Raw genomic sequence first — 21385 nt, 5'->3', positions numbered from 1 at the left:
ACTGACATGGCTAAGCAGATCAAGGGCGTCCTGGGCAAGAAGCTCGGCATGACCCAGGTCTTCGATGAGGCGAACCGGGTGATCCCGGTCACCGTCGTCGAGGCCGGTCCGTGCGTGGTGACCCGGGTCCGCACTCCGGAGAAGGACGGCTACTCCGCCGTTCAGCTCGGCTACGGGCAGATCGACCCGCGCAAGGTGAACAAGCCCCTGGGCGACTACCTGCGCAAGCACGACATCACCCCGCGCCGCTACTTCGCCGAGATTCGCACCGACGACGCCTCCGAGTACACGATCGGCCAGGAGATCCTCGCCGACACCTTCGAGGCCGGCCAGTACGTCGACGTCACGGGCAAGAGCAAGGGCAAGGGCTACGCCGGTGTCATGAAGCGCCACAACTTCCGTGGTCTGGGCGCTTCGCACGGTACCCAGCGCAAGCACCGCTCCCCGGGTTCCATCGGTGGCTGCGCCACCCCGGGCCGCGTCTTCAAGGGCCTGCGCATGGCCGGCCGGATGGGCAACGTCCGCACGACGGTCCAGAGCCTCAAGGTGCACGCCGTGGACGCCGAGAAGGGCCTCATCCTGATCAAGGGTGCGATCCCCGGTGCCAACGGCAGCCTGGTCCTCCTCCGCACCGCTGCCAAGAAGGGGGTTGCTGCGAAGTGACCACGACCATTGACGTCCTCGACGCCAGCGGCGCCAAGACGGGGACCGTGGACCTCCCCGAGGAGGTCTTCGGGACCAAGGTCAACGTCCCGCTGATCCACCAGGTGGTCGTCGCCCAGCTCGCCGCTCGCCGGCAGGGCACCCACGCCACCAAGACCCGCGGTGACGTCTCCGGCGGCGGCAAGAAGCCGTACCGGCAGAAGGGCACCGGTCGCGCCCGCCAGGGTTCGACCCGCGCTCCGCAGTTCGCCGGCGGTGGCACCGTCCACGGCCCGCAGCCGCGCTCGTACGCGCAGCGGACGCCCAAGAAGATGAAGGCGGCGGCCCTGAAGGGCGCGCTGTCCGACCGCGCCGGCGGCGGCCGCGTCCACGTGGTGAGCAGCCTGGTCACGGGTGACACGCCCAAGACCAAGGCCGCCCTGGAGGCGCTGCGCAAGATCACGCAGGCCCGCAGCGTGCTCGTCGTGGTCGACGAGAACGACGAGCTCACCTGGCTGAGCCTGCGCAACGCGCCCGAGGTCCACCTGCTGGACGCGGGACAGCTGAACACCTACGACGTGCTCTGCCACGACGACGTGGTCTTCACCCGTGAGGCCTACGACCAGGTCGTGGCCCGGCTGGCGAACAGCGGGAAGGAAGAGGCCTGATGCAGAAGATCGCCGACCCGCGCGACATCATCCTCAAGCCGATCGTCTCCGAGAAGAGCTACGGCCTGATCGATGAGCACAACAAGTACACGTTCCTGGTGCGCAAGGGTGCCAACAAGACGCAGGTGAAGATCGCCGTCGAGCAGATCTTCGGCGTCAAGGTGACCGGCGTGAACACGATCAACCGTCAGGGCAAGCGCAAGCGGACCCGGCACGGCTACGGCCAGCGCCCGGACACCAAGCGCGCGATCGTGAGCCTGGCCGAGGGCGAGCGGATCGACATCTTCGGTCAGATCGGCTAGCACCTGCCGCAGCGGGGAGAGGGGCCCCTCGCCACCGAGCGAGGGACCGGCCCCGAGGAAGAAAGCACCGGGGGGACCGCCGTGAGGCGGACCCCGACCGGTACGAACCGACGAAGGATGAACGAAAAAGATGGGCATCCGTAAGTACAAGCCGACGACTCCGGGTCGGCGCGGCGCGAGCGTCTCGGACTTCGCCGAGATCACGCGCAGCACCCCGGAGAAGTCGCTGCTTGCCCCACTGCACAGCAAGGGCGGCCGTAACGTCCACGGCCGGGTGACCGCCCGGCACCAGGGAGGCGGGCACAAGCGCGCCTACCGGATCATCGACTTCCGCCGCCACGACAAGGACGGGATCCCGGCCAAGGTCGCGCACATCGAGTACGACCCGAACCGCACCTCCCGCATCGCGCTGCTGCACTACGCCGACGGCGAGAAGCGCTACATCCTCGCCCCGGTCGGCCTCAAGCAGGGGGACCAGGTCGAGAACGGCCCCACGGCCGACATCAAGCCGGGCAACTGCCTGCCGCTGCGCAACATCCCGACCGGTACCTTCATCCACGCGGTGGAGTTGCGTCCCGGTGGCGGCGCCAAGCTCGGCCGTAGCGCCGGCGCGCAGATCCAGCTGCTCGCCAAGGAGGGCATGTACGCCACGCTGCGTATGCCGTCCGGAGAAATGCGTCAGGTCGACGTGCGCTGCCGGGCCTCGGTGGGCCAGGTGGGCAACGCCGAGCAGGCCAACATCAGCATCGGCAAGGCCGGCCGCAACCGCTGGAAGGGCAAGCGCCCCACGGTCCGCGGTGTCGCCATGAACCCGGTCGACCACCCGCACGGCGGTGGTGAGGGCAAGACCTCCGGTGGTCGCCACCCGGTGAACCCGAAGGGCAAGCCCGAGGGCCGCACCCGGCAGCCGAACAAGCCCAGCGACCGGCTGATCATCCGTCGTCGGAGCAAGAGGAAGAAGCGGTAGGAGCAGCCGAAATGCCACGTAGTCTTAAGAAGGGTCCCTTCGTGGACGATCACCTTCAGAAGAAGGTGGACGCCCAGAACGAGAAGGGCACCAAGAACGTCATCAAGACGTGGTCGCGGCGCTCCATGATCGTGCCCGACATGATCGGCCACACGATCGCCGTGCACGACGGCCGCAAGCACGTCCCGGTGTTCATCACCGAGTCGATGATCGGTCACAAGCTCGGTGAGTTCGCCCCCACGCGGACGTTCCGCAGCCACGTCAAGGAAGACCGCCGCAGCCGGCGGTAAGCGCCTTCAAGCCAGCAGTTAGAGGAGAAAGCGATGGAAGCCAGGGCACAGGCGCGGTACGCGCGCCACACGCCCCGGAAGGCCCGCCGCGTGGTGGACCTCATTCGCGGGCTGCCCGCTTCGGAGGCGCAGGCCGTGCTGCAGTTCGCTCCCCAGGCGGCGAGCGAGACCGTTTACAAGGTGCTCTCGAGCGCGATCGCGAACGCTGAGCACAACTTCAAGCTCGACCGGGACACGCTCTTCGTGAGCCGGGCGTGGGTCGACGAGGGCCCGACGCTCAAGCGCTTCCGCCCGCGTGCCCAGGGTCGTGCCTATCGGATCAACAAGCGGACCAGCCACATCACTGTGATCGTGGAGTCCCGCGAGCCGAAGGGAAGGACCCGCTAGTGGGCCAGAAGGTTAACCCGCACGGGTTCCGCCTCGGCATCACGACCGACTTCAAGAGCCGGTGGTACGCCGACAAGCTGTACAAGTCGTACGTCGCCGAGGACGTGGCGATCCGTCGCATGCTGCAGAAGGGCATGGAGCGGGCCGGCATCTCCAAGGTCGAGATCGAGCGCACGACCGACCGCGTCCAGGTCGACATCCACACCGCCCGGCCGGGCATCGTCATCGGCCGTCGCGGCGCCGAGGCCGACCGCATCCGCGGCGACCTGGAGAAGCTGACCAAGAAGCAGGTCCAGCTGAACATCCTCGAGGTGAAGAACCCCGAGATCGACGCGCAGCTCGTCGCGCAGGGCGTGGCCGAGCAGCTGTCCAGCCGCGTCTCGTTCCGCCGGGCCATGCGCAAGGCCATGCAGTCCGCCATGAAGAGCGGGGCCAAGGGCATCCGTGTCCAGTGCTCCGGCCGTCTGGGCGGCGCCGAGATGTCGCGCTCGGAGTTCTACCGCGAGGGCCGCGTGCCCCTGCACACGCTCCGTGCGGACGTGGACTTCGGCTTCTACGAGGCCCGCACCACCTTCGGCCGCATCGGCGTGAAGGTGTGGATCTACAAGGGCGAGGCCCCGACCAGCCGTTCCGAGCGGGAGGCGGCCGCGGCCGGCGCCCGCGCGGGCCAGCGTCGCGAGCGTGACGACCGTCGCGGTGGCGCGGGCGAGCGTCCGCGTCGTGGCGGCGACCGTCCCCGTCGTGGCGGCGCAGGCCGTAACGACCGTGCACCCAGGACCGAGGCGGCCGCGCAGGCCGCCCCCGAGACCGGCCCGGCGGAGCAGCCGGGTGCTGAAGGGAGCTGACCATGCTGATCCCGCGCAGGGTCAAGCACCGTAAGCAGCACCGGCCCGACCGCAGCGGCGCCGCCAAGGGCGGCACCCGGGTCGTCTTCGGCGAGTTCGGCATTCAGGCGCTTGAGCACTCCTACGTGACCAACCGCCAGATCGAGGCCGCGCGTATCGCCATGACCCGGCACATCCGCCGTGGCGGCAAGGTGTGGATCAACATCTTCCCGGACCGCCCCCTGACGAAGAAGCCGGCCGAGACCCGTATGGGTTCCGGTAAGGGCTCTCCGGAGTGGTGGATCGCCAATGTCAAGCCCGGCCGTGTCATGTTCGAGCTGTCCGGTGTCGCCGAGCCCGTGGCCCGCGAGGCCATGCGGCGCGCGATGCACAAGCTCCCCATGAAGTGCCGTTTCGTCAAGCGTGAAGTGGGTGAGGCGTGATGGCTAAGGGTCTGACCGCCGCGGAGCTGCGTGTCGAGGACCAGGAGGTGCTGGTCCAGAAGCTGAAGGAAGCCAAGGAGGAGCTGTTCAACCTCCGCTTCCAGGCGGCGACGGGTCAGCTGGAGAGCCACGGGCGGCTGCGCGCCGTCCGCCGCGAGATCGCCCGCATCTACACCGTGATGCGCGAGCGCGAGCTCGGAATCGTCACGGTCGAGAAGGAGCCGAGCGATGTCTGAAGCAACCGAGACCCCGACCACCGAGACGCAGCGGAACTACCGCAAGACCCGTGAGGGCCTGGTCGTCAGCGACAAGATGGACAAGACCGTCGTCGTCGCCGTCGAGGACCGCGTCAAGCACCCGCTGTACGGCAAGGTCATCCGCCGTACGACCAAGTACAAGGCCCACGACGAGCAGAACGCCTGCGGCGTCGGCGACCGCGTCCTCCTGATGGAGACCCGGCCGCTCTCGGCCACCAAGCGGTGGCGGGTCGTCGAGATCCTCGAGAAGGCCAAGTAACACCACAGACGCGCCTCGTGGGGGGTGGGAGACCGCCCCCCATGATGGCGTCCAAGGGGCGGGGCCGACCATCGGTCCCGTCCGCCCGCGGCGGCGGTCGTACGGCTGTCGCCGAGGGAAAAAGACCACATCAGGTTCGGCCAGGCTCACCGCGAGGGTGAGAACCGGCACGACACACAGGAGTAGACGTGATCCAGCAGGAGTCGCGGCTCAAGGTCGCCGACAACACGGGTGCCAAGGAGATCCTTTGCATCCGCGTGCTCGGTGGCTCGGGTCGGCGCTACGCGGGAATCGGCGACATCATCGTGGGCACGGTGAAGGACGCCATTCCCGGCGGAGGCGTTAAGAAAGGCGACGTTGTCAAGGCTGTCGTGGTGCGCACCGTGAAGGAGCGCCGCCGCCCCGACGGCTCCTACATCCGCTTCGACGAGAACGCCGCCGTCATCATCAAGGACAGCGGCGACCCCCGGGGCACCCGCATCTTCGGCCCGGTGGGCCGTGAACTGCGCGACAAGAAGTTCATGCGCATCATCTCGCTCGCGCCGGAGGTGCTGTGATGCCGAAGCTGCACGTGAAGAAGGGCGACCTCGTCCAGGTCATCGCCGGCAAGGACAAGGGCGCCAAGGGCCGGATCATCGCCGCCTACCCGCGTGACGAGCGCGTGGTGGTCGAGGGCGTCAACATGATCAAGAAGCACTCCAAGGTCACCAACCAGGGCCCGCGCGGCGCCAAGGAAGGCGGCGTGCAGACCATGGAGGCTCCCATCCACGTGAGCAACGTCAAGAAGCTCAAGGATGACGAGAAGAAGCCCGAGAAGAAGGCCGCCGACAAGGGCGACGCCGAGGCGACGGGTGAGGACAGCTGATGACCGCCACGACTGAAGAGCGCACCGTTCCGCGCCTCAAGCAGCGCTACCGCGAGGAGATCATCGCGAAGCTGCGCGAGGAGTTCGGCATCGAGAACATCATGCAGGTGCCCACGATCACCAAGATCAAGGTGAACATGGGTGTCGGCGAGGCCGCCCGCGACTCGAAGCTCATCGAGGGCGCCGTGCGCGACCTGACCGCCATCACCGGCCAGAAGCCGGCCGTCGCCCGCGCCCGCAAGTCCATCGCGCAGTTCAAGCTGCGTGAGGGCATGCCGATCGGCGCGCACGTGACGCTGCGCGGCGACCGCATGTGGGAGTTCCTCGACCGCCTGCTGTCCCTGGCGCTGCCGCGTATCCGGGACTTCCGCGGCCTGTCGCCGAAGCAGTTCGACGGCAACGGCAACTACACCTTCGGCCTCACCGAGCAGGTCATGTTCCACGAGGTCGACCAGGACAAGGTGGACCGGCAGCGGGGCATGGACATCACGGTCGTGACCACCGCGAAGAACGACGAGCAGGGCCGGGCGCTGCTGAAGCTCCTCGGTTTCCCCTTCAAGGAGGCCTGATCATGGCGAAGACGTCGCTGAAGGTCAAGGCAGCGCGCAAGCAGAAGTTCGAGGTCCGGGCGTACACTCGTTGCTCCCGCTGCGGCCGTCCCCGCGCTGTCTACCGCAAGTTCGGGCTGTGCCGCGTGTGCTTCCGCGAGATGGCGCACCGGGGCGAGCTGCCCGGCATCACCAAGTCGAGCTGGTAAGCCCTCCGCGGACCAGCTGCACCAGAAGTCATATCAACCGGGCGCTGACCACAGCGCCCACGACCACACCGAAGGTCCCATCGGGGAAACCGCGGTGAGGAAGGCCACCGGCCATGACGATGACCGACCCGATCGCAGACATGCTGACGCGTCTGCGTAACGCGAACTCGGCCTATCACGACACCGTGAGCATGCCTTACTCCAAGATCAAGGCGCACATCGCGGAAATCCTCCAGCAGGAGGGCTACATCCAGGGCTGGAGCGTCGAGGACGCGAAGGTTGGCAAGAACCTCGTGATGGAGCTGAAGTTCGGCCCCAGCCGCGAGCGCGCCATCGCGGGCCTGCGCCGGGTGTCCAAGCCCGGTCTGCGGGTCTATGCAAAGAAGGACAACCTGCCCCGCGTTCTGGGCGGTCTGGGCGTCGCGATCATCTCGACGTCCGGCGGCCTGATGACGGACCGGCAGGCGAGCAAGCGTGGAGTGGGCGGGGAAGTCCTCGCCTACGTCTGGTAACGAGGGGAGGCACTCAGCATGTCGCGAATCGGACGGCTGCCCATCCCCGTACCGGCGGGTGTCGACATCACGATCGACGGCCGGGAAGTCCAGGTCAAGGGGCCCAAGGGCACGCTCACTCACACGGTCGCCGAGCCCATCGAGGTCTCGCGTGGCGAGGACGGCACCATCGCCGTCACCCGCCCGAACGACGAGAACAAGGTCCGTGCGCTGCACGGTCTGTCCCGCACGCTCATCGCCAACATGGTGGCGGGTGTCACGCAGGGCTACACGAAGACGCTCGAGATCGTCGGCGTCGGTTACCGCGTCCAGGCCAAGGGCCCGACGGAGCTGGAGTTCTCGCTGGGCTTCAGCCACCCGGTGATCGTCAAGGCCCCCGAGGGCGTCAGCTTCCGCGTCGAGAAGCCGACCCTGTTCCACGTGGACGGCATCGACAAGCAGAGGGTCGGCGAGGTCGCCGCCAACATCAGGAAGCTGCGCAAGCCGGACCCGTACAAGGGCAAGGGCGTGCGCTACCAGGGCGAGGTTGTCCGCCGCAAGGTCGGAAAGGCTGGTAAGTAGGCATGGCTGGAAAGACTGCGTTCGGCAAGCACACGGCCGCCCGCACGGTCTCCCGGGCCCGCCGGCACCGCCGTGTCCGCAAGAACGTCTTCGGCACGGCCGAGCGTCCGCGCCTGGTCGTCAACCGGTCCACGCGTCACCTGTTCGTGCAGATCGTCGACGACACTCAGGGCCACACGCTGGTGAGCGCGTCCACCATGGACGTCTCGCTGCGCGGCGCCGAGGGTGACAAGACCGAGAAGGCGAAGAAGGTCGGCGAGCTTCTCGCTCAGCGGGCCAAGACCGCCGGGATCACCGCTGTCGTGTTCGACCGCGGTGGCAACCGCTACGCGGGGCGCATCGCCGCTCTCGCGGACAGCGCCCGTGAAGGCGGGCTGGAGTTCTGATGACTCCGGTCCGGGGGTCGCGACTGACGACCCGTCCCAAGAGCAACGAGAAGAGGAACCACTGATGGCTGCAGCTCCGCGTCGCGGTGCCGGCGGCGGTGGCGAGCGGCGTGACCGTCGTGAGGACCGCCGCGGTGGCGCCGCAGACAAGGGCGTCTCGTACATCGAGCGCGTCGTAAAGATCAACCGAGTGGCCAAGGTCGTCCAGGGTGGTCGGCGCTTCAGCTTCACCGCGCTGGTCATCGTCGGCGACGGCAACGGTCTCGTCGGGGTCGGCTACGGCAAGGCCAAGGAGGTGCCCGCGGCGATCGCCAAGGGTGTCGAGGAGGCCAAGAAGCACTTCTTCAAGGTCCCGCGGATCCAGGGCACCATCCCGCACCCGGTGCAGGGCGAGGACGCCGCCGGCGTCGTCCTCCTGCGTCCGGCCTCGCCCGGTACGGGTGTCATCGCGGGTGGCCCGGTTCGCGCGGTGCTGGAGTGCGCCGGGATCCACGACGTGCTGTCCAAGTCGCTCGGCTCGGACAACCCGATCAACATCGTGCACGCCACCGTGGCCGCTCTGAAGGGTCTCAGCCGGCCCGAGGAGATCGCCGCCCGCCGTGGCCTGCCGATCGAGGACGTCGCTCCCAAGGCGATGCTGAAGGCTCGCGCCGAGGGCCTGGCCGAGGCCGCTGCGGCCGCGAAGGCGGTGAGCTAGCGATGGCTCGCCTGAAGATCACCCAGACCCGGTCCAAGATCGGTGGACAGCAGAACCAGCGTGACTCGCTGCGCTCGCTGGGTCTGAAGCGAATCGGCGACGTCGTCGTCAAGGAGGACCGCCCGGAGATCCGGGGCATGGTCGCCAAGGTGTCGCACCTCGTCGAGGTTGAGGAGGTCGACTAGTCATGACCGAGAACGCTCCGCTCAAGATCCACGACCTCCGTCCGGCCCCCGGCTCCAACAAGGCCAAGACCCGCAAGGGCCGCGGCGAGGGCTCCAAGGGCAAGACGGCCGGCCGTGGCACCAAGGGCACCAGGGCCCGTACGGCCGTGATGCCGGGCTTCGAAGGTGGCCAGGTCCCGCTCCAGCGGCGGCTGCCGAAGCTGAAGGGCTTCTCCAACGCCCTGTTCAAGACGACCTACCAGGTCGTCAACCTGGACAGGCTCGGGGAGCTGTTCCCCCAGGGCGGCGAGGTCACGCTCGACGACCTGGTGGCCAAGGGTGCGGTCCGCAAGAACCAGCCCGTGAAGGTGCTGGGCACCGGCGAGATCTCCGTGGCGTTGAACGTGCAGGCGCACGCCTTCTCCGCCAGCGCGAAGGAGAAGATCGCCGCGGCCGGTGGCTCGGTTTCCGAGCTGTAGGCATGACGCTCCACGAGGCGCGGAGGTTCGTTATGAGCCTCCGCGCCCGTAGTGCGTTAGAGTTCGCCTGGCACGGGGCTCCACCCGTGTCCGACCAAGCACTCTGGCAGGAAGACATGTCGATGGACGCCTTGCGGGCCATCGCCGACCGTTACCGCGTCACTGGCGCGCAGGAGGGACCGTGCTGACCGCGTTTACCCGGGCGTTCCGGACGCCTGACCTGCGCAAGAAGCTGCTCTTCACACTGGGCATCATCGTGCTGTTCCGGCTTGGCTCGGTGCTTCCCACTCCGGGGGTCAACGCCAAGAACGTGGCCCTGTGTCTGGAGCAGGCCCAGGCGGGAGACGCTGCCAACATCTACGGGATGGTGCAGCTCTTCAGCGGCGGCGCCCTGTTGAAACTTTCAGTGTTCGCGCTCGGCATCATGCCGTACATCACCGCGAGCATCATCCTGCAGCTGCTGACGGTGGTGATCCCCCGGCTGGAGGCCCTCAAGAAGGAGGGCCAGGCGGGCACGGCGAAGATCACGCAGTACACCCGTTACCTGACCATCGGGCTGGCGGTGCTGCAGTCCACCGCGTTCGTCGCACTGGCCCGCAGCGGGCAGCTCTTCCAGAACTGCAACCAGGAGATCCTGCTCAGCCAGGACATCTTCCCGCTGGTCACCATGGTCATCACGATGACCGCCGGCACCGCCGTGATCATGTGGCTGGGCGAGCTGGTGACCGACCGCGGCGTCGGCAACGGCATGTCGATCCTGATCTTCACCCAGGTCATCGCGGTGTTCCCGTCGGAGCTCGTGAACATCTTCCGGCAGAGCCCGTTCAAGTTCGTCGTCGTGATGATCGTCGGCGTCGTGATGATCGGCGTCGTCGTGTTCATCGAGCAGGCGCAGCGCCGCATCCCGGTGCAGTACGCCAAGCGTATGGTCGGCCGCCGGATGTACGGCGGCACCTCGACCTACATCCCGCTCAAGGTGAACCAGGCCGGCATCATCCCGGTCATCTTCGCCTCGTCGCTGCTCTACCTGCCGCAGCTTCTGGTGACGCTGTTCGGCAACAGCCAGAAGCCCAACGCGGTGATCGAGTGGCTGGCGCAGAACATGATTCGGGGCGACCACCCCGTCTACATGGCCACGTTCTTCCTGCTGATCGTGTTCTTCACCTACTTCTACGTGTCCATCACTTTCAACCCCCCTGAAGTGGCTGACAACATGAAGAAGTACGGTGGGTTCATCCCGGGCATCCGCCCGGGCCGGCCGACCGCTGAGTACCTGAGCTACGTGCTCAACAGGCTCACGGCCGCAGGCGCTCCGTATCTGGGTGTGATCTCGCTCATCCCGATCATCGCGCTGGCGGTGGCCGGAGCGAGCCAGAACTTCCCGTTCGGAGGGACCAGCATTCTGATCATGGTTGGTGTTGGTCTGGACACGGTCAAGCAGATCGAGAGCCAGCTTCAGCAGCGCAACTACGAGGGCTTCCTGAGATAGTGCGCGTCGTCCTGGTTGGGCCCCCCGGAGCGGGTAAGGGGACGCAGGCCCAGTTCATCGCTTCGCACCTGTCGATCCCGAAAATCTCGACAGGTGACATCTTCCGTGCCAACGTCTCCGGCGGCACGGAGCTCGGCAAGCTCGCCAAGGAGTACATGGACCGCGGCGACCTCGTCCCCGACGAGGTGACCGTGGCCATGGTCCGCGACCGGCTGTCGGAGGACGACGCGCAGGAGGGCTTCCTCCTGGACGGCTTCCCCCGCAACGTGCCCCAGGCCGAGGTCCTCAAGAAGATGCTGGCCGAGTTCGGCACGGCGCTCGACGTGGTCCTCAACCTGGTCGTCGAGGACGACGAGGTCGTACGCCGCCTGGCGGGCCGCCGCACGTGCCGTTCGTGCGGCAAGGTGTGGCATGTCGTGTTCGACCCGCCCGCCGTGGAGGGCGTCTGCGACGCCTGCGGCGGGGAGCTCTTCCAGCGGGACGACGACCGCGAGGAGACCATCAGGCGCCGCCTGGAGGTCTATCAGGAGCAGACGGCGCCGCTGATCTCGTTCTACGCCGATGAGGGAATCCTGCAGGGGGTCGACGCGACCGGGCCGGTCGAGGAGATCACCCAGCGGGCGATGTCGGCGCTGCGGCGGTTCGCCGACTGATTCATTACCGCAGCCGGGAACGCCACTCCACTCCATGGGGTGGCGTTCAGGCTTATATGGGACAATTTCGGGAGGGGGTGCGTTACGTGTTCAAGAAGAATCGGCACGGAATTCAGATCAAGAGCGCCGAGCAACTGGAGAAGATGCGCGCGGCCGGCCTTGTCGTCGCCCGGACGCTGGAGCTGCTCCGGACGTCGGTACGCCCCGGGATGACGCCGCTCGACCTCGACGCCATCGCCGAAGAGGCGATCCGGGGCGAGGGTGCGATCCCGTCGTTCAAGGGCTACCAGGGCTTCCCCGCCACGATCTGCGCCTCCGTGAACGACGAGGTCGTGCACGGCATCCCCACCGACCGCCGCCCGCTCCGCGAGGGCGACATCATCTCGATCGACTGCGGCGCGATCCTCGACGGATGGCACGGCGACTCGGCGATCACCGTCGGGATCGGCGAGGTCGACCCCGCGCTGACCGAGCTCATGCGGGTGACCGAGGAGGCCATGTGGCGGGGCATCGCCGCCCTGCGGGTCGGCGGGCACCTGTCCGACGTCGGTCACCAGATCGAGCAGTACGTGCGTTCTCAGGGCCGCTACGGCATCCCCCAGGAGTACGGCGGGCACGGCATCGGCACCGAGATGCACATGGACCCCTGGGTGGCCAACCACGGCAGGCCGGGGCGCGGCCCCCGCTTCGAGGTGGGCATGTGCTTCGCGATCGAGCCGATGGTGAACCTCGGCACCGACCGCACCAAGGTGCTGGCCGACGACTGGACGGTCGTGACGCTCGACGGCCGCGCCTCCGCCCATTTCGAGCACAGCGTCGCGGTGACGGAGAACGGCCCCCTGGTTCTCACGGCGCTCGACGGCGGAGCCTCGCGCTTCCCCGGCGTCGCCGTGGATGCGGGGGAGAGCGCCTCCTGATCCGGCACGCCCGCTCCGGCGGCGCGTGAACAATAATGGTCGTATCGCTCGAACAGCCTGGAGATGGTGATGGCGGCAGCGCCTGAGATGCGGGCCTCCGACGGCGACCGGGACCGGGTCGCCGCGGCACTGCGCGAGCACGTGGCCGAGGGCAGGCTCACCATCGACGAGTTCAACGAGCGGCTGGAGCAGGTCTACCAGAGTCGTACGTACGGGGAACTGGCCAAGCTCACCTCCGACCTGCCCGAGATCGACCTGCACCGGCTGCCCGCCTCGACGACCGATTCCGCACGACGGCCCCGTCCGGCCCGGCGTGACGACAAGGCGCGGGCCGGCCTCAAGGCCGCCTGGACCGCCTGGGCGGGCGCCAGCGCCGTGAACTGGATGATCTGGCTCATCGTCGGCGTCAGCTCGGGTCACTTCGTCTATCCCTGGCCCATGTGGGTCATGGGCCCCTGGGGTGTCATCCTCCTCATCAACACGATGGCCGGAACGGCCGGACAGTCCCGCCGGCGCGACACCTGAGCGTTCTTTACCGGAGGGCCGCCGTCGCGGGAGCCGCGGGCGGGTAGAGGTCCGGTGTCGCGACGTACGGCCCCGCTCGGGCCGTGCCCCCGCGGTGATCAGGCCGCACCCACCCGTCCCGGCATTTCGGCGGTGCCGGGCGGGCGGGTGCGGCGGTTTCCCCCGGAGCCGGCCTGAGGGAACGGCCCGACGCCGAATTGGCCGGACGCCCCCGCCGGGGGTACTCTGTGATCTGGTTGTGTCGGGACCCCTGCCGTCGTTTCGCAATTCGGCCCGGGTTGTCGTACACTCCTTTGTCGGTTCACTATGACCTTTGCGCCTAGGCGGCCTGGCTGGTCGCCGCTCTCTGGAAGCGCCCGAAGGTCGCGGCTGCTTAGTGTTCCGAAGCCTCAGACGATCCGATCAGTTGAAACGCGAGGGCCATGGCCAAGAAAGACGGCGCCATCGAGATTGAGGGCACTGTTATTGAGTCGCTCCCGAACGCCATGTTCCGGGTGCAGCTCGACAACGGTCACAAGGTCCTGGCCCACATCAGCGGGCGGATGCGGATGCACTACATCAGGATCCTGCCCGACGACCGGGTGGTCGTGGAGTTGAGCCCCTACGACCTGAGTCGTGGGCGGATCGTCTACCGGTACAAGTAGCCCCCCCGCCAGCGGGGCGGGCCGTATGCGGAACGAATAAGGACTATGAAGGTCAAGCCGAGCGTCAAGAAGATCTGCGACAAGTGCAAGGTGATTCGCCGGCACGGTCGCGTCATGGTGATCTGCGACAACCTGCGCCACAAGCAGCGCCAGGGCTGAGCTCAGTCCTCAGTACGTCGCCACCAGGCCCCTGCTGAGTCCGTCCCCGTGGCGGGCTCGACCCGCGTGCGGGCCGGAACAACGAAATCGCGTCACACACCCGCGCAGGCGGCGAGAGCCGTACCACGCGGGAGACCCCCGGTCGGAGGCCGGGGCCCTCGCCCGGGCATGGGAGGGGAAGTGTGGCGCAAGACCTCCGCCACACTGAAGGAGAATGCCCGACCATGGCCCGCCTGGTTGGCGTCGACCTCCCCCGCGACAAGCGGCTGGAGATCGCTCTCACCTACATTTTCGGAATCGGCCGCACCCGCGCCAAGGAGATCCTTGACGCGACCGGCATCAGCCCCGACCTGCGCGTCCACCAGCTCACGGACGCCGAGCTCGTTCCGATGCGTGACTACATCGAGGCGAACTACAAGATCGAGGGTGACCTCCGCCGCGAGATTCAGGCCGACATCCGACGCAAGATCGAGATCGGCTGCTACCAGGGCATCCGGCACCGCAAGGGGCTGCCTGTCCACGGTCAGCGGACGCAGACGAACGCGCGCACCCGCAAGGGCAAGAAGAAGACCGTCGCCGGCAAGAAGAAGCCGGGCAAGAAGTAGTCCTTAGCAGCCACATTTCCAGGAGTTAGCGCTTCAATGCCGCCGAAGAGCCGCCAGGGCGCACCGAAGAAGGTGCGCCGCAAGGAAAAGAAGAACGTCGCTCACGGGCACGCCCACATCAAGAGCACGTTCAACAACACGATCGTTTCGATCACCGACCCGAACGGGAACGTGATCTCCTGGGCCAGCGCCGGCCACGTCGGGTTCAAGGGCTCCCGCAAGTCCACCCCGTTCGCCGCGCAGATGGCTGCCGAGAACGCCGCCCGCCGCGCCATGGAGCACGGCATGCGCAAGGTCGACGTCTTCGTCAAGGGCCCCGGTTCCGGCCGTGAGACCGCGATCCGTTCGCTGCAGGCGACCGGCCTCGAGGTCGGGTCCATCCAGGACGTGACCCCGGTCCCGCACAACGGCTGCCGTCCGCCCAAGCGCCGTCGCGTCTGAGCTCAGGAGAGTAGAAAGAAATGGCTCGTTACACGGGTCCGGACTGCAAGCTCTGCCGCCGTGAGAAGACCAAGCTCTTCCTCAAGGGCAAGAAGTGCGAGTCCGCCAAGTGCCCCATCGAGATCCGCCCGTACCCGCCGGGTGAGCACGCCGCGGCCGTCCGAAGGAGTCGGAGTACCAGCTCCAGCTCCGTGAGAAGCAGAAGACCCGCCGCATCTACGGCGTCCTCGAGAAGCAGTTCCACAACTACTACGAGGAAGCCAACCGCAAGGCGGGCAAGACGGGTGAGAACCTGCTCCAGATCCTGGAGAGCCGTCTCGACAACGTGGTCTACCGCGCCGGCTTCGCCGAGTCGCGTGACGCGGCCCGCCAGCAGGTGCGCCACGGCCACTTCCTCGTGAACGGCAAGAAGGTCGACATCCCGTCGTACCGCGTGCGCGAGCACGACATCATCGAGGTCCGCGAGAAGTCGCGCAACCTGCTTCCGTACGAGGTGGCCCGCGCGACCGCCGGCGACAAGACCGTCCCGGCCTGGCTGGGCGTCTCCGCCGAGAACATGCGCATCCTCGTGCACCAGCTCCCGGTCCGCCAGCAGATCGACACGCTGGTCCAGGAGCAGCTGATCGTCGAGCTCTACTCCAAGTAGTAGGGCCCCGGCAGTTCATGACGCCGTACGGCCGGTACACTCCCGGCCGTACGGCATCATGGTTGTAGGCGAGCGGCGTCAAATAGCGGGCGTCGCCGTAACCCAGGGACCACTCGTCCGTCGTGACGGGGCCGTCCCGGATCCAGGAGATCCTGATGCTCATCGCACAGCGCCCGAGCCTCCAGGAGGAGTCGCTCGAGGAGCACCGGTCCAGGTTCATCATCGAGCCGCTCGAGCCGGGCTTCGGCTACACCATCGGCAACTCGCTGCGGCGCACGCTGCTGTCCTCCATCCCGGGGGCGGCGGTCACCAGCATCCGCATCGAGGGCGTGCTCCACGAGTTCTCGACCGTGCCCGGGGTCAAGGAAGACGTCACCGACATCATCCTGAACCTCAAGTCGCTGGTCGTCTCCTCCGAGCACGACGAGCCCGTGGTGATGTACCTGCGCAAGCAGGGCCCGGGTGAGGTCACCGCCGCCGACATCGCGCCTCCGGCGGGTGTCGAGGTGCACAACCCCGACCTGCACATCGCCACGCTGAACGGCAAGGCGAAGCTGGAGATGGAGCTGACCGTCGAGCGCGGCCGCGGCTACGTCTCCGCCGCTCAGAACAAGCAGCCTGGCCAGGAGATCGGCCGGATTCCGATCGACTCGATCTACTCCCCGGTCCTCAAGGTCACCTACAAGGTCGAGGCCACCCGTGTCGAGCAGCGCACGGACTTCGACCGCCTGATCCTCGACGTCGAGACCAAGCCGTCCATGAAGCCCCGCGACGCGGTGGCCTCGGCCGGCAAGACCCTGGTCGAGCTGTTCGGCCTGGCCCGTGAGCTCAACGTCGAGGCCGAGGGCATCGACATCGGCCCGTCGCCGACGGACGCGGCTCTCGCGGCCGACCTGGCGCTGCCGATCGAGGAGCTCAACCTCACCGTCCGTTCGTACAACTGCCTCAAGCGCGAGGGCATCCACACCGTGGGTGAGCTCGTCGCCCGCAGCGAGCAGGACCTGCTGGACATCCGCAACTTCGGCGCCAAGTCGATCGAAGAGGTCAAGCAGAAGCTGCACGAGATGGGCCTGGCTCTCAAGGACTCCCCGCCCGGGTTCGACCCCTCCGCTGTCGCCGGCGGCGGGTACGACGACGAGGACGGCGGGTTCATCGAGACCGAGCAGTACTGAGCGGCACCCGCACCACACCGTCTCGTGCCGCCCGCCGAGGGCGGCATGAGACGGCGATGACAAGTCACGACCGGTACGCCGGTCGGCCCGACCCCGGTACCTGACACGGCCGGAGCGGGTTATCCATGAGGAGCATGAAATGCCCAAGCCCACCAAGGGCGCCCGCCTCGGCGGCAGCCCGGCCCACGAGCGGCTGATCCTGGCGAACCTCGCCACCTCGCTGTTCCAGAACGGCCGGATCACCACCACCGAGGCCAAGGCCAGGCGTCTCCGCCCGCTCGCGGAGAAGCTGATCACCAAGGCGAAGAAGGGCGACATCCACAACCGTCGCCAGGTGCTGACGGTCGTCCGCGACAAGGGCGTCGTCCACCACCTCTTCACCGAGATCGCTCCGACGTACGCCGAGCGTCCCGGTGGCTACACCCGGATCACCAAGCTCGGCCCGCGTAAGGGCGACGCCGCTCCGATGGCGGTCATCGAGCTGGTCACCGAGCAGCTGAACCCGGTCAGGGTCTCCCGTACGGCTCCGGCCGCGCCCGCCGCCGAGGCCGCTCCGGCCGAGGTCGAGGAGACGCCGGCCGCGCAGGACGAGGCCGCCGAGGGCACCGCCGCCGAGACGGCGGAGGCTCCCGAGGCCGCCGCCGAGCCCGCAGGGGAGTCGGCACAGGGTGACAAGAAGGACGAGGCCTGATCCCAGGCTCTGTGAGCGGGCTCAGTTTCCCTTCCGGGGATGCTGGGCCCGCTCTTCGTTTGTGCACCGTACGAGGGATGGCGTGGAGCGAGAACTGCGGCTGAGACTGGACCTGGGCTACGACGGCACCGACTTCTCCGGCTGGGCGCGCCAGCCCGGACGGCGGACCGTGCAGGGGGAGATCGAGGACGCGCTGGGCCGGATCCTGCGCCTGGACGCCCCGCCGTCGCTCACCGTCGCGGGCCGCACCGACGCCGGCGTCCACGCGAGGGGACAGGTGGCGCACGTCGACCTTCCGGTCGCGGCGCTGGCCGCCGCCTCGTCCGTGCGTGCCCCCGTTCCCGTGGACCCGGATGAGGCGTGGGAGGAGCGCGGCGCTGAGTGGCTCGCTGCGCTGACGAGGCGGCTGGCCGGGGTGCTGCCCCCCGACGTGCGGGTGCACGCCGTCAGCGTGGCGCCCGAGGGCTTCGACGCCCGGTTCTCCGCGCTGTCGCGCCGGTACGGCTACCGCGTCGGCGACGCCCCCGGCGGGGTGGACCCGCTGCGGCGGCGCGAGGTGCTGTGGTACGCCCGGCCGCTGGACGTGGACCTGCTGAACGCGGCGGCCGCCCGTCTGCTGGGCGAGCACGACTTCGCCGCCTTCTGCCGCAGGCGCGAGGGCGCGACCACGATCCGCGAGCTGCAGCGGCTCGAGTGGGTCAGGGGCGAGGACGGGATCCTGCTCGCGACCGTGGTCGCCGACGCCTTCTGCCATTCGATGGTCCGGGCGCTGGTCGGCTCGCTGCTGACCGTGGGGGAGGGCAGGCGGCCCGTCGAGTGGCCAGGCGAGGTGCTGGCGAGAGCCGTACGGGACTCGGGTGTGCACGTCGCGCCCGCGCACGGTCTCACGCTCGAGGAGGTGCGCTACCCCGAGCCGGAGGAGCTGGCCCGGCGGGCCGCCGCCACCCGCCGGGTGCGCACACTGAGTTCCTGACTCCGATGCTCCTGACGGCGCGGCCGTGGCGGCGCGTGGTCCCCGTGTGGGAGACCACGCGCCGGGATCGTCAGCGTGAGGCGCGCTTCTCGATCACCTTCGCCATGTTGTCCCGGAAGGCGCCGCTGATCGGCGCGAGGTTCTTGTCGTTCGCGTCCGGCGTGTGCCCGTCGGCGTAGGTGGCGTAGCTGAACACGATGTAGCGTCCCCACACCATGCCGGCCGCGTAGCCACCGGAGATCGACACCTTGTCCGCCCGGCTCGCCTTGTCGCCGTCGAGGCCGCGGAACCAGACGTTCGCGTTGAGATCCTTGGCCTGGTCCACGGCGAGGGCCTCGGTCTTGCCGGGCAGCACGGCGATGCCCGTGGTCACCGCGTACTGGCGCTTGCCGTCCACGTAGGTGGCCCTGAGTACCCTGCGGCACTGCTGCTCGGTGAGGGCCTGCGCGAACGCGCCCGCCGCCGCCTTCCCGCAGTCGTCGGTCACGTCGACCTTGACCCGGCGGTACGTCCGCCCGGCCAGCGTCACCTTCTCGGCCGGGAACGCCTCTCCCGGCTTGAGGGTCTTGGGGTCGGTCTGCTCCGAGTCGAGGATGGCGGAGGCGACCGTGGAACTCGGCGTCGGCTCGTCGGAGGAGGAGGGCGCGGTGGTGGCCGCAGGCGTACGGGCGGCCTGGCCGCCGTCCGGCTCGCCCGAGTAGGCGAAGTAGGCCGCGGTGCCGATCGCCCCCACGACGACCACCGCACCGGCGGCCATCACGATCCTCTTGACCTTCCCGCCGGAGGGCGGAGGGCCGGCGGGGCCAAGCGTCGCCGGGAGGTTGCCCTCAGGGGAGAGGTCGCCGGGGGCGGGCCCGAACCCGGGCGGAGGCGCCGGCTTGCCCGCCTTGGCCGGTGTCACCGGCGTGAACGCGAACGGAGTCTCACCGGTCGGCTGCGAGGGCGAACCGGTCGTGGGAGAGGTTGTCGCCATCTGTCCTGAATTGGGGTCGGGGGAGTCCGCCCCGGTGGCGCCGTCGCTCGCGGACGGGCCCGTGGGCGGCGTGTCGGATGACGCCGCACCCGGGGGTACGGCGGATGGCGGGACATCCGAGGGGGACGTCGCGGACGGCGACTGGAACGGTGACTGATCCTGCGTGTCGTCCCGTCTCCCCAGTGGTGTCCCGGACGGTGCGCTGTCGGGCGCCTGACCAGGCGCGCTCCATGTCTGCGTGGGCGCCGGGAACGGCTCCTCGGGCTGTGGCGGAGGCAGCGGCTGCGTCGTCCTGTCGAAGGACGCGTACTGCGGTTCGCTGTGCTGAGTGCTCTGTTCGGAGTGCGCGAGAGCCTGGCCGGGTTCGTACGGTGTGCCGGGCACCGGGGAACCCTCGACCGGGGTCGCCGCATGGGCGATCTCGGCCCCGAAGCCCTCGGGCGGCCCGGCGTGGCCCGGCGCAGGAGGATACGACGCCGGCGCGTCGGGCGGCGGGACGCTCCCCGCGGGAGCGTCCTGCGCGGGCACACCCGCCCCTGCGGGCTCGCCCGCCTGTCCCGGTCCTTCGGCGGGCGAGTCGTCGGCAGGCGGGTACGCGCCGGCGGGCAGCGTTCGCTCGTCGGTTCGCTCGTCGGCAGGCACATCGGCGTGATGCGCCGTGTCCGCGGGCGTGCCGGTGTGGTCCGGCGCCGGGGTGTGGTCCGGTGCGGTGGCGTGGTCGGGCGCAGTGGTGGTGGTCGGGCGCGAGTGGTGGGGTCGGGCGTGCCGGTGGGCGGGATCGCGTCGCCGGGCGTGCCGCCTGACTCGCTCGTGCCCGCCCCGTCGTCGGCCGGGCCCTCGGACGCCTGCGCCGTGCCGGGCTCGTCCTGATAGGCGTTCGTCGGGGGCCAGGAGGTGCCCGCGGGCATCTCCCCCTGCGGGTACGGCTCGCCCGGCAGTCGTGGCGGCCACACGGGTACGTCGCCGGGCTCTCCGGGCCGGATCGCCTCCGGGGACGTGGCTTCCTCCGCGTACGCCTCCGGCTGCCCGGCCGGGATTCCCGGACCGGGCTGGGGCGGTGCGCCCAGGTACGCCCCAGGCTGGTGGCCGCCGGGGGCCTGCTCCTGCCCGGGTAGCGCTTCCGGCGGCGGCCCATACTGCGGGCCATGCTGGGGTCCGTACTGCGGTCCGTACTGCGGTCCGTACTGCGGTCCGTGCTGCGGCGGGGCGGCGGGTGGATACCCCTGATGGGGGACCGGCGCTGTGGCCAGGCCTCCCCGCCGGACGGCTGCCCCCCGGTAGGGGCGGACCCCCACTCGTGGAACGACGGCACGCCGGGGCGCCGCCTCGCCGGGCTGGGCGGCCCAGGGACCACCGGCGTGCTGCTGGTCCGGCCCGTACGCGGGCGGTGCGACGGGAGGGCCGCCGGGCTGCGACCAGGCGGCGGACCCGGCAGGGCCCTGCCACGACCCACCCTGGCCCCCCTCGTCGTACGGCGAGGGGGACGTGCCGAAGGCGCCGGGCGCGGCCGGTTCGCCCCCTGGCGGGGGCCAGGAGGTGGGGCCGGTGTCACCCGTCCCTGCCTGTGCGGGGCCCTGCGGCCACTGAGGCTCGTTGCCCGAGTAGGGCCAGGAGGTGACGCCGCCGGGCTGTGGACCGGGCTGAGGGCCGGGGTTGGGGCCGGGCTGGCAGCGGGATCATTGACGGGGGCCGGCCACATCTGCGGGGCTCCCGCGCCCGCTGAGGGGGGCTCCTGCTGCCACGGCTGTGGAGCCGAGCCAGGTGGGGGCGGCGGTTCCCAGGCCGGCGCTCCGGGGCCCTGCGAGGGCCACGGCTGCGCTCCCGTGTCGGCCGGAGGCTGCCACGCCGCCGGGTTCGGCCCCTCCACGGGCGGCTGCCACGCCGGGTTGGGTCCCTCCATGGGCGGCTGCCAGGGGTGCGTCCCGGGGCCGTACGCGGGCGGCTGAGGCCCGGTGCCCGCTCCGGGCGCGCCGTGGCCGTACGCGGGCTGCTGCGGGCCGGGAGGCGGGGGCGTCTGCGGGTACGCGGGGCCGCCCG

General features: G+C 69.2%; 33 protein-coding genes and 1 pseudogene. 33 read left to right on the top strand and 1 reads right to left on the bottom strand.

All coding sequences use genetic code 11. The features are described from left to right. Positions 1–6: 6 nt before the first annotated feature. From rplC to truA, 32 genes and pseudogenes are all read left to right on the top strand, one after another. Positions 7–663: a 50S ribosomal protein L3 gene (gene rplC / locus B1L11_RS36660; protein ID WP_079319868.1), complete on the top strand. Its 657-nt coding sequence runs from the start codon at positions 7–9 to the stop codon at positions 661–663. Then, complete coding sequence (gene rplD, locus B1L11_RS36655; RefSeq protein WP_079319867.1) at positions 660–1310, top strand: 50S ribosomal protein L4; 651 nt, start codon at positions 660–662, stop codon at positions 1308–1310. Before rplC ends, rplD begins: the two co-directional genes overlap by 4 nt. Continuing rightward, a complete protein-coding gene (gene rplW, locus B1L11_RS36650) occupies positions 1310–1612 on the top strand; it encodes a 50S ribosomal protein L23 (protein WP_076432505.1) in 303 nt (100 codons plus the stop codon). The genes rplD and rplW overlap by 1 nt, the downstream gene beginning before the upstream one ends. 130 nt (positions 1613–1742) lie before the next feature. Next, positions 1743–2579: a 50S ribosomal protein L2 gene (gene rplB / locus B1L11_RS36645; RefSeq protein ID WP_079319866.1), complete on the top strand. Its 837-nt coding sequence runs from the start codon at positions 1743–1745 to the stop codon at positions 2577–2579. 11 nt (positions 2580–2590) lie between these two features. After that, complete coding sequence (rpsS, locus tag B1L11_RS36640) at positions 2591–2869, top strand: 30S ribosomal protein S19 (protein ID WP_079319865.1); 279 nt, start codon at positions 2591–2593, stop codon at positions 2867–2869. Between the two features lie 33 nt (positions 2870–2902). Beyond that, positions 2903–3256: a 50S ribosomal protein L22 gene (rplV, locus tag B1L11_RS36635; RefSeq protein ID WP_079319864.1), complete on the top strand. Its 354-nt coding sequence runs from the start codon at positions 2903–2905 to the stop codon at positions 3254–3256. Next, positions 3256–4101 (top strand): 30S ribosomal protein S3, encoded by an 846-nt coding sequence (gene rpsC / locus B1L11_RS36630; protein WP_079319863.1) that lies wholly within the window; start codon positions 3256–3258, stop codon positions 4099–4101. Before rplV ends, rpsC begins: the two co-directional genes overlap by 1 nt. Positions 4102–4103: 2 nt before the next feature. Further along, a complete protein-coding gene (gene rplP / locus B1L11_RS36625) occupies positions 4104–4523 on the top strand; it encodes a 50S ribosomal protein L16 (RefSeq protein WP_030508327.1) in 420 nt (139 codons plus the stop codon). Then, positions 4523–4759 carry a 50S ribosomal protein L29 gene (rpmC, locus tag B1L11_RS36620; RefSeq protein ID WP_079319874.1) on the top strand — a complete coding sequence of 79 codons (237 nt, stop codon included), beginning with the start codon at positions 4523–4525 and terminating at the stop codon, positions 4757–4759. The genes rplP and rpmC overlap by 1 nt, the downstream gene beginning before the upstream one ends. Further along, on the top strand, positions 4752–5039 hold the full coding sequence (rpsQ, locus tag B1L11_RS36615; RefSeq protein WP_079319862.1) for a 30S ribosomal protein S17: 288 nt from the start codon (positions 4752–4754) through the stop codon (positions 5037–5039). Before rpmC ends, rpsQ begins: the two co-directional genes overlap by 8 nt. Before the next feature lie 188 nt (positions 5040–5227). Next, positions 5228–5596 carry a 50S ribosomal protein L14 gene (rplN, locus tag B1L11_RS36610; protein WP_030508330.1) on the top strand — a complete coding sequence of 123 codons (369 nt, stop codon included), beginning with the start codon at positions 5228–5230 and terminating at the stop codon, positions 5594–5596. Positions 5597–5604: 8 nt separating this feature from the next. Beyond that, positions 5605–5904 (top strand): 50S ribosomal protein L24, encoded by a 300-nt coding sequence (gene rplX, locus B1L11_RS36605; protein ID WP_143734084.1) that lies wholly within the window; start codon positions 5605–5607, stop codon positions 5902–5904. Continuing rightward, entirely contained in the window at positions 5904–6473 is a 570-nt protein-coding gene (rplE, locus tag B1L11_RS36600) for a 50S ribosomal protein L5 (protein ID WP_030508332.1), read from the top strand. The genes rplX and rplE overlap by 1 nt, the downstream gene beginning before the upstream one ends. 2 nt (positions 6474–6475) lie before the next feature. After that, entirely contained in the window at positions 6476–6661 is a 186-nt protein-coding gene (locus B1L11_RS36595) for a type Z 30S ribosomal protein S14 (protein ID WP_030451489.1), read from the top strand. A 113-nt stretch (positions 6662–6774) separates the two neighbouring features. After that, positions 6775–7173, top strand: a complete 399-nt coding sequence (rpsH, locus tag B1L11_RS36590; RefSeq protein ID WP_030508333.1) for a 30S ribosomal protein S8 — start codon at positions 6775–6777, stop codon at positions 7171–7173. A gap of 18 nt (positions 7174–7191) precedes the next feature. Next, on the top strand, positions 7192–7734 hold the full coding sequence (gene rplF, locus B1L11_RS36585; RefSeq protein ID WP_079319861.1) for a 50S ribosomal protein L6: 543 nt from the start codon (positions 7192–7194) through the stop codon (positions 7732–7734). A 2-nt stretch (positions 7735–7736) separates the two neighbouring features. Next, complete coding sequence (gene rplR / locus B1L11_RS36580; protein ID WP_079319860.1) at positions 7737–8120, top strand: 50S ribosomal protein L18; 384 nt, start codon at positions 7737–7739, stop codon at positions 8118–8120. A 64-nt stretch (positions 8121–8184) separates the two neighbouring features. Beyond that, complete coding sequence (gene rpsE / locus B1L11_RS36575; protein ID WP_079319859.1) at positions 8185–8817, top strand: 30S ribosomal protein S5; 633 nt, start codon at positions 8185–8187, stop codon at positions 8815–8817. A 2-nt stretch (positions 8818–8819) separates the two neighbouring features. Beyond that, positions 8820–9002, top strand: coding sequence for a 50S ribosomal protein L30 (gene rpmD, locus B1L11_RS36570; protein ID WP_079319858.1), 183 nt, complete (start codon positions 8820–8822; stop codon positions 9000–9002). 2 nt (positions 9003–9004) lie between these two features. Then, complete coding sequence (gene rplO / locus B1L11_RS36565) at positions 9005–9460, top strand: 50S ribosomal protein L15 (protein ID WP_079319857.1); 456 nt, start codon at positions 9005–9007, stop codon at positions 9458–9460. A 181-nt stretch (positions 9461–9641) separates the two neighbouring features. Continuing rightward, positions 9642–10949, top strand: coding sequence for a preprotein translocase subunit SecY (gene secY, locus B1L11_RS36555; RefSeq protein WP_079319855.1), 1308 nt, complete (start codon positions 9642–9644; stop codon positions 10947–10949). Next, a complete protein-coding gene (locus B1L11_RS36550) occupies positions 10949–11602 on the top strand; it encodes an adenylate kinase (RefSeq protein ID WP_079319854.1) in 654 nt (217 codons plus the stop codon). Before secY ends, B1L11_RS36550 begins: the two co-directional genes overlap by 1 nt. An 86-nt stretch (positions 11603–11688) precedes the next feature. Continuing rightward, the gene (gene map, locus B1L11_RS36545) at positions 11689–12519 is read left to right on the top strand and encodes a type I methionyl aminopeptidase (RefSeq protein WP_079319873.1); all 831 of its coding nucleotides are present in this window, start codon (positions 11689–11691) and stop codon (positions 12517–12519) included. Positions 12520–12588: 69 nt separating this feature from the next. After that, entirely contained in the window at positions 12589–13044 is a 456-nt protein-coding gene (locus tag B1L11_RS36540) for a DUF1707 domain-containing protein (protein ID WP_079319853.1), read from the top strand. 422 nt (positions 13045–13466) lie between these two features. Then, positions 13467–13688: a translation initiation factor IF-1 gene (infA, locus tag B1L11_RS36535; RefSeq protein ID WP_030508344.1), complete on the top strand. Its 222-nt coding sequence runs from the start codon at positions 13467–13469 to the stop codon at positions 13686–13688. Positions 13689–13733: 45 nt separating this feature from the next. Beyond that, positions 13734–13847 (top strand): 50S ribosomal protein L36, encoded by a 114-nt coding sequence (gene rpmJ / locus B1L11_RS36530; protein ID WP_003956441.1) that lies wholly within the window; start codon positions 13734–13736, stop codon positions 13845–13847. Positions 13848–14071: 224 nt separating this feature from the next. Further along, on the top strand, positions 14072–14452 hold the full coding sequence (rpsM, locus tag B1L11_RS36525) for a 30S ribosomal protein S13 (RefSeq protein ID WP_079319852.1): 381 nt from the start codon (positions 14072–14074) through the stop codon (positions 14450–14452). Positions 14453–14488: 36 nt separating this feature from the next. Next, positions 14489–14893, top strand: coding sequence for a 30S ribosomal protein S11 (rpsK, locus tag B1L11_RS36520; RefSeq protein ID WP_020542285.1), 405 nt, complete (start codon positions 14489–14491; stop codon positions 14891–14893). Positions 14894–14913: 20 nt separating this feature from the next. After that, positions 14914–15539: pseudogene (rpsD, locus tag B1L11_RS36515) on the top strand (30S ribosomal protein S4). 155 nt (positions 15540–15694) lie between these two features. After that, complete coding sequence (locus B1L11_RS36510; RefSeq protein WP_030508347.1) at positions 15695–16711, top strand: DNA-directed RNA polymerase subunit alpha; 1017 nt, start codon at positions 15695–15697, stop codon at positions 16709–16711. A gap of 139 nt (positions 16712–16850) precedes the next feature. Continuing rightward, entirely contained in the window at positions 16851–17402 is a 552-nt protein-coding gene (gene rplQ / locus B1L11_RS36505; protein ID WP_079319851.1) for a 50S ribosomal protein L17, read from the top strand. An 82-nt stretch (positions 17403–17484) separates the two neighbouring features. Then, the gene (gene truA / locus B1L11_RS36500; RefSeq protein ID WP_079319850.1) at positions 17485–18375 is read left to right on the top strand and encodes a tRNA pseudouridine(38-40) synthase TruA; all 891 of its coding nucleotides are present in this window, start codon (positions 17485–17487) and stop codon (positions 18373–18375) included. A 70-nt stretch (positions 18376–18445) separates the two neighbouring features. Here the strand turns inward: truA and B1L11_RS36495 are convergent, their stop codons facing one another. Next, the gene (locus B1L11_RS36495; protein ID WP_079319849.1) at positions 18446–19348 is read right to left on the bottom strand and encodes a hypothetical protein; all 903 of its coding nucleotides are present in this window, start codon (positions 19346–19348) and stop codon (positions 18446–18448) included. A 321-nt stretch (positions 19349–19669) separates the two neighbouring features. Between B1L11_RS36495 and B1L11_RS46025 the strand changes: the two genes are divergently transcribed. Further along, a complete protein-coding gene (locus B1L11_RS46025; RefSeq protein WP_143737802.1) occupies positions 19670–20218 on the top strand; it encodes a hypothetical protein in 549 nt (182 codons plus the stop codon). Positions 20219–21385: the final 1167 nt, after the last annotated feature.

Origin of the sequence: Microbispora sp. GKU 823 (genome assembly GCF_002027145.1) — a bacterium.
Classification (GTDB): Bacteria; Actinomycetota; Actinomycetes; order Streptosporangiales; family Streptosporangiaceae; genus Microbispora; species Microbispora siamensis.
Note: the sequence above shows the minus strand (reverse complement) of the source record. Positions and strands in the feature narration are given on the sequence as shown.

Bases quoted from the DNA above. Each gene is read 5' to 3' on its own strand.
- rplC (WP_079319868.1), top strand. From the start codon at position 7: ATGGCTAAGCAGATCAAGGGCGTCCTGGGCAAGAAGCTCGGCATGACC.
- rplW (WP_076432505.1), top strand. From the start codon at position 1,310: ATGCAGAAGATCGCCGACCCGCGCGACATCATCCTCAAGCCGATCGTC.
- rplB (WP_079319866.1), top strand. From the start codon at position 1,743: ATGGGCATCCGTAAGTACAAGCCGACGACTCCGGGTCGGCGCGGCGCG.
- rpsS (WP_079319865.1), top strand. From the start codon at position 2,591: ATGCCACGTAGTCTTAAGAAGGGTCCCTTCGTGGACGATCACCTTCAG.
- rplV (WP_079319864.1), top strand. From the start codon at position 2,903: ATGGAAGCCAGGGCACAGGCGCGGTACGCGCGCCACACGCCCCGGAAG.
- rplP (WP_030508327.1), top strand. From the start codon at position 4,104: ATGCTGATCCCGCGCAGGGTCAAGCACCGTAAGCAGCACCGGCCCGAC.
- rpmC (WP_079319874.1), top strand. From the start codon at position 4,523: ATGGCTAAGGGTCTGACCGCCGCGGAGCTGCGTGTCGAGGACCAGGAG.
- rpsQ (WP_079319862.1), top strand. From the start codon at position 4,752: ATGTCTGAAGCAACCGAGACCCCGACCACCGAGACGCAGCGGAACTAC.
- rplE (WP_030508332.1), top strand. From the start codon at position 5,904: ATGACCGCCACGACTGAAGAGCGCACCGTTCCGCGCCTCAAGCAGCGC.
- B1L11_RS36595 (WP_030451489.1), top strand. From the start codon at position 6,476: ATGGCGAAGACGTCGCTGAAGGTCAAGGCAGCGCGCAAGCAGAAGTTC.
- rpsH (WP_030508333.1), top strand. From the start codon at position 6,775: ATGACGATGACCGACCCGATCGCAGACATGCTGACGCGTCTGCGTAAC.
- rplF (WP_079319861.1), top strand. From the start codon at position 7,192: ATGTCGCGAATCGGACGGCTGCCCATCCCCGTACCGGCGGGTGTCGAC.
- rplR (WP_079319860.1), top strand. From the start codon at position 7,737: ATGGCTGGAAAGACTGCGTTCGGCAAGCACACGGCCGCCCGCACGGTC.
- rpsE (WP_079319859.1), top strand. From the start codon at position 8,185: ATGGCTGCAGCTCCGCGTCGCGGTGCCGGCGGCGGTGGCGAGCGGCGT.
- rpmD (WP_079319858.1), top strand. From the start codon at position 8,820: ATGGCTCGCCTGAAGATCACCCAGACCCGGTCCAAGATCGGTGGACAG.
- rplO (WP_079319857.1), top strand. From the start codon at position 9,005: ATGACCGAGAACGCTCCGCTCAAGATCCACGACCTCCGTCCGGCCCCC.
- B1L11_RS36540 (WP_079319853.1), top strand. From the start codon at position 12,589: ATGGCGGCAGCGCCTGAGATGCGGGCCTCCGACGGCGACCGGGACCGG.
- infA (WP_030508344.1), top strand. From the start codon at position 13,467: ATGGCCAAGAAAGACGGCGCCATCGAGATTGAGGGCACTGTTATTGAG.
- rpmJ (WP_003956441.1), top strand. From the start codon at position 13,734: ATGAAGGTCAAGCCGAGCGTCAAGAAGATCTGCGACAAGTGCAAGGTG.
- rpsM (WP_079319852.1), top strand. From the start codon at position 14,072: ATGGCCCGCCTGGTTGGCGTCGACCTCCCCCGCGACAAGCGGCTGGAG.
- rpsK (WP_020542285.1), top strand. From the start codon at position 14,489: ATGCCGCCGAAGAGCCGCCAGGGCGCACCGAAGAAGGTGCGCCGCAAG.
- B1L11_RS36510 (WP_030508347.1), top strand. From the start codon at position 15,695: ATGCTCATCGCACAGCGCCCGAGCCTCCAGGAGGAGTCGCTCGAGGAG.
- rplQ (WP_079319851.1), top strand. From the start codon at position 16,851: ATGCCCAAGCCCACCAAGGGCGCCCGCCTCGGCGGCAGCCCGGCCCAC.
- B1L11_RS36495 (WP_079319849.1), bottom strand. From the start codon at position 19,348: ATGGCGACAACCTCTCCCACGACCGGTTCGCCCTCGCAGCCGACCGGT.